The sequence below is a fragment of the Streptomyces candidus genome (genome assembly GCF_014207445.1).
In the GTDB taxonomy this organism is placed as follows: domain Bacteria; phylum Actinomycetota; class Actinomycetes; order Streptomycetales; family Streptomycetaceae; genus Streptomyces; species Streptomyces candidus.
This window is the reverse complement of record NZ_JACHEM010000007.1, coordinates 334211-349232: the sequence shown is the minus strand read 5'-3', so window position 1 is coordinate 349232 and position 15022 is coordinate 334211. Positions and strand designations below refer to the sequence as shown.

Annotated in this window: 1 protein-coding gene; it reads right to left on the bottom strand. The window is 72.0% G+C overall.

Features of this window, described 5'->3' with window-relative positions; genetic code table 11:
* The coding region (locus HNQ79_RS16275; protein WP_185031591.1) for a type I polyketide synthase at positions 1-14962 on the bottom strand (14962 nt) is incomplete at its 3' end.
* Positions 14963-15022 lie beyond the last annotated feature (60 nt).

Genomic DNA, 15022 nt, shown 5'->3' with positions numbered 1-15022 from the left:
ACAACGCGCCATCAGCCTCACGCACCAGCCTCACCCGGACCGCAGAGGCACCCGATGCCAGCAGCGACACTCCACTCCACGAGAACGGCACACCACCACCCTCACCCGACGAGTCCAAGAACCACCCCGCATGCAACACAGAGTCCAGCAGAGCGGGGTGCAGGCCGAATGCCTCCGCGTCGCTCCCTGCACCCTCCGGCAGGCTCACCTCGGCGAAGACCTCGCCGTCCCGCCTCCAGGCGGCCCGCAGGCCCTGGAACACCGGGCCGTAGGCGAAGCCTTCGGCCGTGCGCGCCTCGTAGAACCCGTCCAGTTCGACGGGGTCGGCACCGGTCGGCGGCCAGACCGACGCATCGAAATCAGCAGCGGAATCGGCCGGATGCCCTTCGGCGAGTACGCCCGTCGCGTGCTGGGTCCATGCTGCTTCCACCTCGCCCTCAAGACGCGAGTGGACCGCGACGGTGCGCCGACCCGACTCGTCCGCCACACCTACCCGCACCTGCATCTGGACCGCGCCGCGCTCCGGAAGGGCGAGCGGCGCGGCGAGCGTCAGCTCTTCCACTCGGTCGCAGCCGACCTCGTCGCCCGCTCGGATCGCCAGCTCCAGGAACGCCGTGCCCGGCAGCAGGACCCGGCCCATCACCGCGTGATCGGCCAACCAGGTGTGCGAGTGCCCCGACAGCCTGCCGGTGAACAGCACACCCTCGTCGTCGGCCAGCTCCACTACACCGTTGAGCAGGGGGTGACCGGCCGACACCAGCCCGACCGCCGCCGCGTCATCAGCACCGCCGCGCAGGCTCCGAGGCCAGAACATCTGGTGCTCGAAGGCGTACGTCGGAACATCCACCCGCGACGCCCCGGTGCCCTCGAAGAACCGCGCCCAGTCCACCACCGCGCCACACACATGCAGTTGGGACAACGCCGCGACAGCCGACAGCTCCTCGTCCCGGTTCTTACGGAGAACGGGCACTGTCACGGCCTCGTCCGGCACCGATTCCCGGGCCATGGCGGAGAGCACTCCGTCCGGGCCCAGCTCCAGGAACGCCGTCACACCCTGCACACCAAGGGTGCGGACGCCGTCGGCGAAGCGCACGGCCTCACGGACATGGCGCACCCAGTACTCGGCCGAGCACAGCTCCTCGGCCGACGCCACCGCCCCCGTCAGGTTGGAGACCACCGGGATGACCGGCTCGGCGTACGACAGGCTCTCCGCGACCGCCCGGAACTCCTCCAGCATCGGATCCATCAACGGCGAATGGAACGCGTGCGAGACACGCAGTCGCGTCGTCTTACGCCCCAGCTCGGCGAGTTGCGCCGCCACCTCCAGGGCCGCCCGCTCGTCACCGGAGATCACCACGGACGACGGGCCGTTGACGGCCGCGATCGAGACCCGGCTCTCCCGCTCGACCAGCAGCGGCAGAACCTCGTCCTCCGTCGCCTGCACCGCCACCATCGCACCACCGGCCGGCAGGGCCTGCATCAGCCGTGCCCGCGCCGCCACCAACTTGCAGGCATCCTCCAGCGAGAACACCCCCGCCACATGCGCCGCAGCGATCTCACCGATCGAATGCCCCGCCACGAAGTCCGGGACCACACCCCACGACTCCACCAGGCGGAACAACGCCACCTCGATGGCGAACAACGCCGGCTGAGTAAAGCCCGTCTCGTTCAACAGCTCGGCGTCCTCGCCCCACATCACCTCACGCAGCGGGCGCTCCAGCAGCGGATCCAGTACAGCCAGTACCGAATCCAGCGCCTCCGCGAACACCGGGAACCGGCCGTACAACTCCCGGCCCATCCCCAACCGCTGAGAACCCTGACCCGAGAACAACACCGCCGACCTGCCACCGACCACCGCACCCGACACCACCAACGGATCCGGCTCACCGACCGCCAGCGCTGCCAGTGCGCGGATCGTCTCCGTGCGCTCGCCGGTCGGTACCACCGCGCGGTGCTCGAACTTCGAGCGGCCCGTGGCCAGCGAGTAGCCGACGTCCACCGGCCGCAGCTCCGGCCGTGCCTGGATGTAGGAGAGAAGCCTGGCGGCCTGGCCGCGCAGCGCCTCCGGCGTCTTGCCGGACAGCACCCACGGCGCCACGCCCAGCTCCACCACGGGAGCCTCGGCCCCCGTCACCACCGTTCCCTGGATGACGTGCGCCGGCTGCTCCAGGATGACGTGCGCGTTCGTACCGCTGATCCCGAACGACGACACACCCGCACGCCGCGCACGACCGGCCTCCGGCCACGGCGTCGGCTCCGTCAGCAACTCCACCGCGCCCGCGGACCAGTCCACGTGCGAGGACGGCTCGGTCACGTTCAGGGTCTGCGGCAGCACCTCGTGCCGCATCGCCATGATCATCTTGATGACACCCGCCGCACCCGCGGCGGCCTGCGTGTGTCCCAGGTTCGACTTCACCGAGCCCAGCAGGAGCGGGCGCTCCGGGTCGCGGTCGCGTCCGTACGTCGCGATCAGGGCCTGCGCCTCGATCGGGTCGCCCAGCGTGGTGCCCGTACCGTGCGCCTCCACCGCGTCGACCTCGGCGGGCGAGAGTCCTCCGCTCGCGAGCGCCTGGCGGATCACTCGCTGCTGCGAGGGACCGTTGGGCGCCGTCATGCCGTTGGACGCGCCGTCCTGATTGACCGCGCTGCCGCGCACCACGGCCAGGATCTCGTGGCCGTTGCGCAGCGCGTCGGACTGCCGCTCCAGGAGGAGCATGCCGATGCCCTCGGACCAGCCGACGCCGTCGGCCGACTCGGAGAAGGGCTTGGACCGGCCGTCGGGGGCCAGCCCCCGCTGACGGGAGAATTCCACGAAGGTGTCGGGGACCGACATCACGGTGACACCACCGGCCAGGGCCAGCGAGCACTCACCACTGCGCAGTGCCTGCGCGGCCAGGTGCATCGCCACGAGCGACGACGAACACGCCGTGTCCACCGTCACCGCCGGACCCTCGAATCCGAAGGTGTACGAGACCCGGCCGGAGGCGACGCTCAGTGCGCTGCCCTGGCCCTGGAAGCCCTCGAACTCCTTGCCGCTCAGTTTGGTGTTGTAGCCGCCGTACATCACACCGGCGAATACGGCGGTTTGACTCTCGCGCAGCGACACGGGGTCGATGCCGGCCCGCTCGATCGCCTCCCACGACGTCTCCAGCAGCAGCCGCTGCTGGGAGTCGGTCGCCATCGCCTCACGCGGGCTCATCCCGAAGAACGCCGGGTCGAACTCGCCCGCGTCGTGCAGGAATCCGCCCGAGCGGGTGTAGGAGGTGCCCATGTGCTCGGGGTCGGGGTGGTAGAGAGCTTCGACGTCCCAGCCGCGGTTGACCGGGAAGTCGGTGACGACGTCGGTGCCCTCCGTGACCACGCGCCACAGATCCTCCGGCGTGCTGATACCGCCGGGGAAGCGGCAGCTCATGCCCACGATCACTACCGGATCGTCGTCGAGCATGGCCTCGGAGAGTCCCGGTCCGGACGTCGTCGCGTCCGTGTCTGCGGGCTCCGGGCCGACGAGTTCGTCGAGCAGATGGTCGGCCAGGGCCTCGACGGTCGGGTAGTCGAAGACCATCGTCGCGGGCAGCCGCAGTCCGGTTGTCGTGTTCAGTCGGTTGCGCAGTTCGACGGCGGTCAGCGAGTCGAAGCCCAGGTCACGGAACGCGCGTGTCGGGTCGACTCCGTCCCCGCTCGTGTGGCCGAGCACCAGAGCGGCCTGGTCCCTTACCAAGGTGAGCAGCGCTTCGTGCCGTTCGGCACGCTCCAGCTTGCCGAGTCGCTCGGCGAGGCCCGCGTCCGTACGGGTCCCGGGGCCCGTGACTGACGTACGTCGTGTGCCTGGGCGGACCAGACCTCGCAGCAGTGGTGTGACGGCGCCCTGGGCGCGCAGCGCGGACAGGTCCAGTCGTACGGGCGCCACTGCGGCCTGACCGGTGGCCAGGGCGGCGTCGAACAGTGCGATGCCCTGGTCGACCGAGAGCAGGGGCATGCCCGCCTCGGCGGCCCGGCGCAGGTCGGCCTCTCCGAGACCGCTCGTCATGCCGGCACCCTGGTTCCAGGCGCCCCAGGCGAGCGAGACGCCCGGCAGACCCTCGGCCTGCCGGTGCGCGGCGAGCGCGTCGAGGAAGGCGTTGCCTGATGCGTAGTTGGCCTGTCCCGCGCCTCCGATGACTCCGGAGACCGAGGAGTAGAGGACGAAGGCGGCGAGGTCGAGGTCGCGGGTCAGCTCGTGCAAATTCCACGCCGCGTCCACCTTCGGACGCAGCACCCCCGCCAACCGCTCCGCACTCAGCGAACCGACCACACCGTCATCGAGCACACCCGCCGTATGCACCACCGCCGTCAGCGGATGCTCCACCGCCACCGACGCCAACAACCCCGCCAGCGCCTCACGATCAGCCACATCGCACGCCGCCACCTCCACACACGCACCCAGCGCCCGCAACTCGTCCGCCAGCTCCACCGCCCCCGGCGCATCCCACCCACGCCGACTGGTCAACAGCAGATGCCGCACCCCACGCTCCGCCACCAAATGACGCGCCAGCACCCCACCCAGACCACCCGTACCACCCGTCACCAACACCGTGCCCCGCGCATCCCACACCCGCGGCATCGACAACACGATCTTGCCCACATGCCGCGCCAGACTCATGAACCGAAACGCCTCCCTCGCCCGGCGCACATCCCACACCCGCACCGGCAACGGCTCCACAACCCCACGCCCGAACCACTCCACCACCACGCCAAGCATCCGCTGGATCCCCACCGGATCCACCCACCCCAAATCGAACGCCCGGTACTCCACCCCCGCCGGCACATCCCCCGCCGCCCGCACATCCGTCTTGCCCATCTCCAGGAAACGCCCACCCGCACCCACCAGACGCAACGACGCATCCACGAACTCACCCGCCAACGAGTTCAGAACAACATCCACACCCCCACCACTGACCGCACGGAACGCCCCCTCGAACTCCGTCGACCGCGACGACGCAATGTGATCGTCCGCCACCCCCAACGAACGCAACACCTCCCACTTGCCCTCACTGGCCGTCGCGAAGACCTCCGCACCCAGATGACGCGCCACCTGAACCGCCGCCATACCCACACCACCCGCACCGGCATGGATCAGCACCTTCTCCCCCGGCCGCACCCCACCCAACTCCACCAACGCGTAATACGCCGTCAAAAACACCAACGGCACCGACGCCGCAACCTCCCACGACCACCCCTCGGGCAGGCGGGCGAGCAGCCGGGCGTCACCGACCACGAGGGAGCCGAAGCCACCGGACACCAGTCCCATGACCGAGTCGCCGGGCCTCAGGTCCGTCACCTCGGGACCGACTTCGGTCACCACACCCGCGGCCTCGCGCCCCATGCGTCCGGCGTCGCCGGGGTACATGTCGAGCGCCTTGAGGACGTCGCGGAAGTTCACACCGGCGGCCCGGACCTCGATCCGCACCTCGTGGCCGGTCAGCGGCTCAAGCACCTCGGGGAACGGTGTCAGGGCCAGTCCGTCCAGGCTGCCCTTCGTCTCGCTGTCCAGCCGCCACGGCACTCCGGCCGGCGGCACGAGCCCCGTTCCCGACTCCAGCCGGGCGAGGCGGCCCGCACGGATTCCGTTGTCGCGGATGACCAGTTGGGGCTCATCGACGGTCAGTGCGTGGGCGAGCTGCACGAAGGTGTCGTCGGTGAGGCCGAGGTCCACCAGGCCGAAGCAGCCGGGGTTCTCCGTCTGCGCGGAGCGCACCAGGCCCCACACCGAGGAGGCGGCGACATCCGTGATGTCCTCGTCGCCGGACGCGGTCGCGCCACGGGTGACGAACACCAGCCGCGAGTCGGCGAACCGTTCGTCGGCCAGCCACTCCTGAGCAAGCGTCAGTGCTTTCGTGGTCAGAGCGTGGACCGACTCCACGACATCGCCCCGGTCCCCACCGGCAACGCTCACCAGCACGGCGCCCGGCACCGGTGCGTCACCGGCTGCCAGAGATGCAAGGTCGGTGTACGTCTCGACGGTCGCTCCCGCTCCGGTGAGATCGTCGACGAGCCCGAACGTGTCGGGTCCTATCAGGGCGACGGCTTCATGCGCCTCGGCGCCCGGCGGCACCGGAACCCAGTCGAGGCCGAACAGCGCGTCCCTGGCCAGCGCGGCGTCCGCGCTCAGCTCTTCGTTCGTCACTGCCCGGACGAGCAGGGAGTCGACCGAGGCGACCGGCGCCCCGGACAGGTCGGCCACCGAGATCGACACCGCGTCCCGGCCGGTCACCGGAGCGATCCGCACCCGCAGCGCGGAAGCACCCGACGCGACGAGCGACACACCCTCCCACGAGAACGGCAGACCACCACCACCCTCGCCACTTGCCTCACCGGCGAGCAGGGAAGCATGCAGCGCCGAGTCCAGCAGAGCCGGATGCAGACCGAACGCAGCCGCATCACCCTGCGCGCCCTCCGGCAGACTCACCTCGGCAAAGACCTCACCACCCCGGACCCACGCGGCCCGCAGACCCTGGAACACCGGACCATAGGCGAAGCCCAGCTCCGCGAACCGCTCGTAGCAGCCCTCGACGTCCAGCGCCTCCGCACCCGCAGGCGGCCACACCGTCGCATCGAAGTCATCAGCCGATGCCTGGTCACCCACCGCCAGGACACCCGAGGCATGCTGCGTCCACGGCTGCTCGTCGGCGCCGTCGAGCCGGGAGTGCACGGTGATCGGATGCCGGTCGCCGTCGTCCGCGGCTCCGACGCGCACCTGTACCCGGACCGCGCCGTCCTCGGGCAGCACCAGGGGGGCCGCGAGCGTGAGCTCCTCGACCCGGTCGCAACCGACCTCGTCACCGGCGCGGAACGCCAGCTCCAGCAGCGCGGTGCCCGGCACCAGGACCCGGCCCATGACCGCGTGATCGGCGAGCCAGGGGTGCGACTGGACGGACAGCCGTCCCGTCACCAACGCGCCCTCGCCCTCGGCGAGTTCGACGGTCGCGCCGAGCAGCGGGTGCCCGGACGCCCCCAGTCCGGCGGCGCGCACGTCACCGGCGGCGTCGGCCTGCGAACCGGCCGGCCAGATCCACTGGTGCTGGAAGGGATACGTGGGGAGGTCGACCGGCACGGCGCCCGTACCGGCGAACACGGTGAGCCAGTCCACGGCGGTACCTCGCACATGCAGCTGAGCCAGTGCGGCGAGCATCGTCGAATCTTCCGCCCGGTCCTTGCGGAGTGCCGGTACGGTCACGGCCCCCTCGGACACGGACTCCTGCGCCATGGCGGAGAGGACCCCGTCCGGGCCCAGCTCCAGGAACGTGGACACACCCTGTTCGGCGAGGGACCGGATGCCGTCGGCGAAGCGCACGGCCTCACGGACATGCCGTACCCAGTACTCGGCCGAGCACAGCTCCTCGGCCGACGCCACGCCACCGGTCAGATTCGACACCACCGGGATGACCGGCTCGGCATACGCCAGCCCCTCCGCGACCGTGCGGAACTCCTCCAGCATCGGATCCATCAACGGCGAATGGAAAGCATGCGAAACCCGCAGGCGTGTCGTCTTGCGGCCCAGCTCGGCGAGCTCGGCCGCGACCTTCACCGCCGCCTGCTCGTCACCGGAAACCACCACCGAAGAAGGGCCGTTGACAGCCGCGATCGACACACCCTCGGCCAGCAGCGGCAGGACCTCGTCCTCCGCCGCCTGCACCGCCACCATCGCACCACCGGTGGGCAGTGCCTGCATCAGCCTCGCCCGCGCCGCCACCAACGTGCAAGCGTCCTCCAACGAGAACACCCCCGCCACATGCGCCGCCGCGATCTCACCGATCGAATGCCCCGCCACGAAGTCAGGGACCACACCCCACGACTCCACCAGGCGGAACAACGCCACCTCGATAGCGAACAACGCGGGCTGGGTGAAGCCCGTCTCGTTCAGCAGATCGGCGTCCTCGCCCCACATCACCTCGCGCAGCGGGCGCTCCAGCAGCGGATCCAGTACAGCCAGTACCGAATCCAGAGCCTCCGCGAACACCGGGAACCGGCCGTACAACTCCCGGCCCATCCCCAACCGCTGAGAACCCTGACCCGAGAACAACACCGCCGACCTGCCACCGACCACCGCACCCGACACCACCGACGCATCCGGCTCACCGGACGCAAGAGCAGTCAACGCGCGCACCCCATCGAAGGACCCACCCGCCAGCACCACCGCACGGTGCTCGAACACCGACCGGCTCGTCACCAGCGAGTAACCGACGTCCACCGGACGGGAAGCCGTCTCGCCGTCCACCACCGACAGCAGCCGCGCCGCCTGGGCAGCCAGCGCTTCCGGCGTCCTGCCGGACAGGACCCACGGCACCACGCCCGGCTCGTGCGCCGTGGGCGTGCCTTCGACGACCACGGTCCCGTGGATGAGGTTCGGCGACTGCTCCAGGATGACGTGCGCGTTCGTACCGCTGATGCCGAACGACGAGACGCCGGCGCGCCGCACACGACCGGCCTCCGGCCACGGCGTGGGCTCCGTCAGCAGTTCCACCGCGCCCGCCGACCACTCCACGTGCGAGGACGGCTCGGTCACGTGCAGCGTCTGCGGGAGCACACCGTGCCGCATCGCCATCACCATCTTGATCACACCGGCGACACCGGCGGCGGCCTGGGTGTGGCCGATGTTCGACTTCACCGAGCCCAGCAGCAACGGCCGGTCCTCGTCACGATCGCGACCGTACGTCGCCAACAACGCCTGCGCCTCGATCGGGTCACCCAACGTGGTGCCCGTACCGTGCGCCTCGACCACATCCACGTCCCCGGCCGACAACCCGCCGCTGGCAAGCGCCTGACGGATCACACGCTGCTGCGAGGGACCGTTGGGCGCCGTCAGACCGTTGGACGCACCGTCCTGGTTGACCGCACTGCCCCGCACCACGGCCAGCACCTGGTGGCCGTTGCGCCGGGCGTCGGAGAGGCGCTCCAGCACCAGCATGCCGACGCCCTCCGACCAGGCGACACCGTCGGCGGACTCGGAGAACGCCTTGGAGCGGCCGTCGGGGGCCAGGCCGCGGGCCCGGGAGAACTCGACGAAGGTGCTCGGGGTGGACATGACGGTGACACCGCCCGCCAGTGCCAGCGAGCACTCGCCGCTCCGCAGGGCCTGGGCCGCGAGGTGCATGCCGACCAGGGAGGAAGAGCACGCCGTGTCCACCGTCACCGCCGGGCCCTCCAGGCCCAGGGTGTAGGACACCCGGCCGGAGGCCACACTCGGTGCGCTGCCGTTGCCCCGGAAGGCTTCGTACTCCTCGCCCGTGAGCAGCGGCCCGTAGTCGTTGTACATGACACCGGCGAAGACGCCGGTCGCGCTGCCCTTCAGCGAGACCGGGTCGATGCCCGCCCGCTCGATCGCCTCCCACGACGTCTCCAGCAGGAGCCGCTGCTGGGAGTCGGTCGCCATGGCCTCACGCGGGCTCATCCCGAAGAACGCCGGGTCGAAGTCGCCCGCCGTGTGCAGGAAGCCGCCTTCGCAGACGTGGGTGCGGCCGGGGTGGTCGGGGTCCGGGTCGTAGAGGCCGTCGAGGTCCCAGCCGCGGTTGGTGGGGAAGCCGGAGATGGCGTCGCCGCCCTCCGTGACCAGTCGCCAGAGGTCCTCGGGCGAGGTCACTCCGCCCGGGTACCGGCAGGCCATGCCGACGATGGCGATCGCGTCGTCGCCGCCCGGGGGCAGGGCGACGGCGGCCGGCGCCGCAGGTGTCTCTTCCGTGGTGCCGAGCAGTTCGTCGCGCATGTGGTCGGCGAGGGCGCTCGGGGTCGGGTAGTCGAAGACCATGGTCGCGGGGAGCCGCAGGCCGGTCACGGTGTTGAGGCCGTTGCGCAGTTCGACGGCGGTCAGGGAGTCGAAGCCGAGGTCCTGGAACTGGCGGGACGCCTCGACGTCCGTCGCGTCGGCGTGTCCCAGTACCCGGGCGATCTGGCCGCGGACCAGGTCGAGGAGGACGTCACGGCGTTCGGCGGCGTTCAGTCCGGCGAGGCGCTCGGCGAGGCCGCCGGCGGTCTGCGAGATCTGGGCGGCGGCGCGGCGGCCCGGGGTGCGGATGAGGCCGCGCAGCAGGGGCGGGATGTCGCCCTGGGCGCGCAGGACGGGCAGGTCGAGGCGTACGGGTGCGAGGACCGCGGTGTCCGTGGCGAGGGCGGCGTCGAACAGGGCCAGGCCCTGGGGGACGGCCAGGGGCGGCATACCGGAGCGGGCGATGCGTTCGACGTCGATGTCGGTGAGCGTGCCGGTCATGCCGACGCTCCGGGTCCAGGGGCCCCAGGCAAGGGAGTGGGCCGGCAGTCCGTGGTTCTGCCGGTGGGTGGCCAGGGCGTCCAGGAAGGCGTTGCCTGCCGCGTAGTTGGCCTGTCCGGGGCTGCCGAGGGTGGCCGCGACGGAGGAGAAGAGGACGAACGCGGCCAGGTCGAGGTCCCGGGTCAGCTCGTGGAGGTGCCATGCCGCGTCGGCCTTCGGGCGCAGCACGCTGTCGAGCCGCTGGGGGGTCAGCGAGCCGATCACGCCGTCGTCGACGACGCCGGCGGTGTGGACGACGGCGGTGAGCGGGTGGTCGGCGGGGACGGTCTCCAGCAGGTCCGCCAGTGCGGTCCGGTCGATGACGTCACAGGGTGCCACGGTCACTTGGGCGCCCTGTGCGGCGAGTTCGTCCCGGAGTTCCTCGGCGCCTGCGGCGGCGGGGCCGCGGCGGCTGGCGAGCAGCAGGTGGCGTACGCCGTGCTCGGTGACGAGGTGGCGGGCGAGGACGCCGCCGAGGCCGCCGGTGCCGCCGGTGATGAGGACGGTGCCCTCGGCGTCCCAGGAGGGGCGCACGGCGGGGGCCTGGACGCGGGTCAGGCGGGCGGCGAGCAGCTGTGTGCCGCGGACCGCGAGGTCGGGCTCGTCGGCCGCGGCCGACAGTGCGGAGCGCAGGAGCGCCGGCACGGCCTCCAGAGGGGGAGAGGCCGTGCCGGGGTCGATGTCCAGGAGGCCGAGGCGTCCCGGGTTCTCGGTCCTGGCCGTTCGTACGAGGCCGTGGACCGAGGCGGCTGCGAGGTCGTCGCCGGTGTGCGCGCCCCGGGTGACGAAGACCAGGCGTGCGTCGGCGAAGCGGTCCTCGTCGAGCCAGTGGTGGAGGTGGGCGAGGGCGGTGGCGCCCAGGGCGTGGGTCGCCGCCACAACGCCTTCGTCCGTGGTGCCGGGTACGCCGTTCGCGGTGAGGAGGACCACGGCGGGGACCGGTGCGTCCGAGGCGGCGAGTGCGGTCAGGCCGGGGTGGGTGGTGACGGGGACGCCCGCGGTGCGCAGGTGGTCCGCCAGGCCGAGGTGGTCGGTGCCGATCACGGCGACCGCGTCGGGTGCGGCGGGGGCCGGGGCCTTCGTTTCGGTCCAGTCCACGCGGAACAGGGAGTCCCGGTGGATGGGGCCGGTGGCGTCGAGGTCGGCGGTGGGGACCGCGCGCGAGACGAGGGAGTCCACGGAGAGGACCGGGCCGCCCGCGGTGTCGTAGATCGCGATGGAGACGGTGTCGTCGCCGGCGGGGGCGAGGCGGGCGCGTACCGCCGTGGCGCCGGAGGCGGTCAGTGACACGCCTTCCCAGGCGAACGGCAGCCCGCCGCGGCTGATGGCGCCGAGGTCGGTGAAGGCCGCCGCGTGCTGGGCGGCGTCGAGCAGGGCCGGGTGGAGGCCGAAGGCGCTCGCGTCGGTGCCGGAGTCCTCGGGGAGGGTGACCTCGGCGTACACCTCGTCGCCGCGCCGCCAGGCGGCGCGCAGTCCGCGGAAGGCGGGGCCGTAGTCGAAGCCGAGTGCGGCGAGCCGTTCGTAGCAGCCGTCGAGGTCGACGGGGTCCGCGCCGGGGGGCGGCCACACGGTGGCGTCGAAGCCGGGGTCGGGGCCGACCGCGCCGGGCGCGAGGAAGCCGCCGGCGTGCTGGGACCAGGGAAGGTCGAAGCCGTCCTCGGCGCGGGAGTAGACGCCGAGCGGGCGGCGGCCGTCGGCGTCGGCGGCGCCGACGCGTACCTGGAGCTGGACGGCGCCGTGCTCGGGGAAGGCGAGCGGCGCGGCGAGGGCGAGTTCCTCGACGCGGTCGCAGTCGACCTCGTCGCCGGCGCGGATGGCCAGTTCGACGAAGGCCGTACCGGGCAGCAGGGCGCGCCCGCGTACGCCGTGGTCGGCGAGCCAGGGGTGGGTCCGCAGGGAGAGCCTGCTGGTGAACAGCGCGCCCTCGCCGTCGGCGAGTTCGACGGCGGCGCCGAGCAGGGGGTGTCCGGCGGAGCCGAGGCCGGCGGCGCGCATGTCGCCGGAGGTGTCGAGGGCGGCGGCGGGCCAGAAGCGGCGGCGCTGGAACGGGTAGGTGGGCAGGTCGACGCGCTGGGCGCCGGAGCCTTCGTAGAGGCCGGACCAGCGGACGGTGGCGCCGCGTACGTGCACCCGTGCGAGGGCGGTGACCGCGGCGAGTTCCTCCGGGCGGTCCTTGCGCAGCAGCGGCACGATCTGCGCCTGCTCGGTCAGGGAGTCCTGGGCCATGGCGGAGAGCACGCCGTCGGGTCCGAGTTCCAGCAGGGTGGTGACGCCGCGTCCGGTGAGGGTGTCGATGCCGTCGGCGAACCGTACGGCTTCGCGCACGTGCCGTACCCAGTAGGCGGCGGAGCACAGTTCCTCGACGTCGGCGATCCGACCGGTCACGTTCGACACGACGGGGATGCGGGGCTCGGTGTAGGTCAGGCTCTGCGCGACGGCGCGGAACTCGTCGAGCATCGGTTCCATGAGCGGCGAGTGGAAGGCGTGGGAGACGCGCAGGCGCGTTGTCTTGCGGCCCTGCGCCTCGAAGTGCGCGGCGATGTCCTGTACGGCGCTCTCGTCGCCGGAGATCACTACGGACGTGGGTCCGTTGACGGCTGCGATGGAGACCCGCTCGGTGAGCAGCGGGGTGATCTCGTCCTCGGTGGCGCGGACGGCGGTCATGACGCCGCCGGCGGGCAGGGCGGCCATCAGTGAGGCGCGGGCGGCGACGAGGCGGCAGGCGTCCTCCAGGGAGAAGACGCCTGCCACGTGGGCGGCGGCTATCTCGCCGATGGAGTGGCCTCCGACGAAGTCGGGGGCCGGGCCGAGCGAGGTGACGAGGCGGTACAGGGCGACCTCGAAGGCGAAGAGCGCGGGCTGGGTCCAGCGGGTCTCGTCGAGCGGTTCGGGGTCGCTTCCCCAGACGATGTCGCGCAGCGGTCGGTCGAGGTGGGGGGCGAGTGCGTCGGCGGCGGCGTCGAAGGCCTGGGCGAACACCGGGAACCGGGCGTGGAGTTCGCGTCCCATGCCGAGGCGCTGGGATCCCTGGCCGGAGAACAGGACGGCGAGCAGTCCCTCGTCGGCCACGCCCTCGGCGATCTGCGTGGGCTCGGGGGCGCCGGGGAGCAGGACGGAGCGGTATTCGAAGGCGGAGCGGCCGGTGGCGAGGGAGTGACCGATGTCGACGGGCCGCACGCCGGGGTTGCGCTCGATGGAGGAGAGCAGCCGGGTGCGCTGCTCGGCCAGGGCGGCGGCGGACCGGCCGGAGAGGGCCCAGGGGATGACGGCGGGTACGGCGCTGTCGTCGGCGGGGGCGGTCTCGGGGAGGGCCGGGGCCTGTTCGAGGATCACATGGGCGTTGGTGCCGCTGACGCCGAACGAGGAGACGGCGGCGCGCCGGGCGCGGCCCGTCTCGGGCCACTGGGCGGGCTGGTCGAGCAGTTCGACGGCGCCGGTGGTCCAGTCCACGTCGTGGGAGGGTTCGCCCGCGTGGAGGCTGCGCGGCATCAGACCGTGCCGCAACGCCATGATCATTTTGATGACGCCGGCGGCGCCGGAGGCCGCCATCGTGTGCCCGATGTTCGACTTGACCGACCCCAGCCGCAGCGGGTGTTCGCGGTCCTGGCCGTAGGTGGCCAGCAGTGCCTGGGCCTCGATGGGGTCGCCGAGCGTGGTGCCCGTGCCGTGGGCCTCGACGAGGTCCACGTCGGCGGGTGTCAGCCGGGCGTTCTCCAGGGCCGCGCGGATGACGCGCCGCTGGGAGGGGCCGTGGGGTGCGGACAGGCCGTTGGAGGCGCCGTCCTGGTTGATCGCGCTGCCGCGCAGCACGGCCAGCACGGGGTGTCCGGCACGCTGGGCGTCGGAGAGCCGCTCCAGTACGAGGACGGCCGCGCCCTCGCCCCAGCCGGTGCCGTCGGCGTCCTGGGAGAAGGACTTGCAGCGGCCGTCGGCGGCCAAGCCGCTCTGCGCGGTGAAGGAGACGAAGGGGCCGGGCGTCGCCATCACGGAGGCGCCGCCCGCCAGGGCCATGCTGCATTCGCCGTTGCGCAGGGACTGCGCCGCCCAGTGCAGGGCCACCAGGGAGGAGGAGCAGGCGGTGTCGACGGTGACGGCGGGGCCTTCGGCCCCGAGGGTGTAGGAGAGGCGTCCGGAGATGACGCTCGCGGCGTGCCCGGTGGTGGAGAACTGCTCCGCGTCCTCGTCGGAGGCGTTGATGACCGCGGCGTAGTCCTGCCCGGCGGTGCCGACGAACACGCCGGCGCGGCTGCCGCGCAGGGTCAGCGGGTCGATGCCGGCGCGCTCCAGGGCCTCCCAGGCGACCTCCAGCAGCAGTCGCTGCTGGGGGTCCATGGCGACGGCCTCACGGGGTGAGATCCCGAAGAATCCGGGGTCGAAGTCCGCCATGTCGTAGAGGAAGGCGCCCTCCCGGGCGAGGCTGTGGCCGGGGCCGTCCCCCGCGAGGCGTTCCAGGTCCCAGCCCCGGTCGGCGGGGAAGCCCCCCATGACGTCGCGGCCCTCGGTGACCAGGTCCCACAGGTCCTCGGGGGAGGTCACGCCGCCGGGGTAGCGGCAGCCGATCCCGACGACGGCGATGGGCTCCTCGGCGGCCGCCACCAGTTGCTGGTTCTGCTGACGGAGCCGCTCGATCTCCTTCAGCGACGACCGCAGCGCCTCGACGTACTTGTTGGGGGACGTGCTCATCGAACTCTCCAGGTCTCTTTCGGTTTGCAGATGCCGCACAGCCGGCGACGTCCGTCCGGC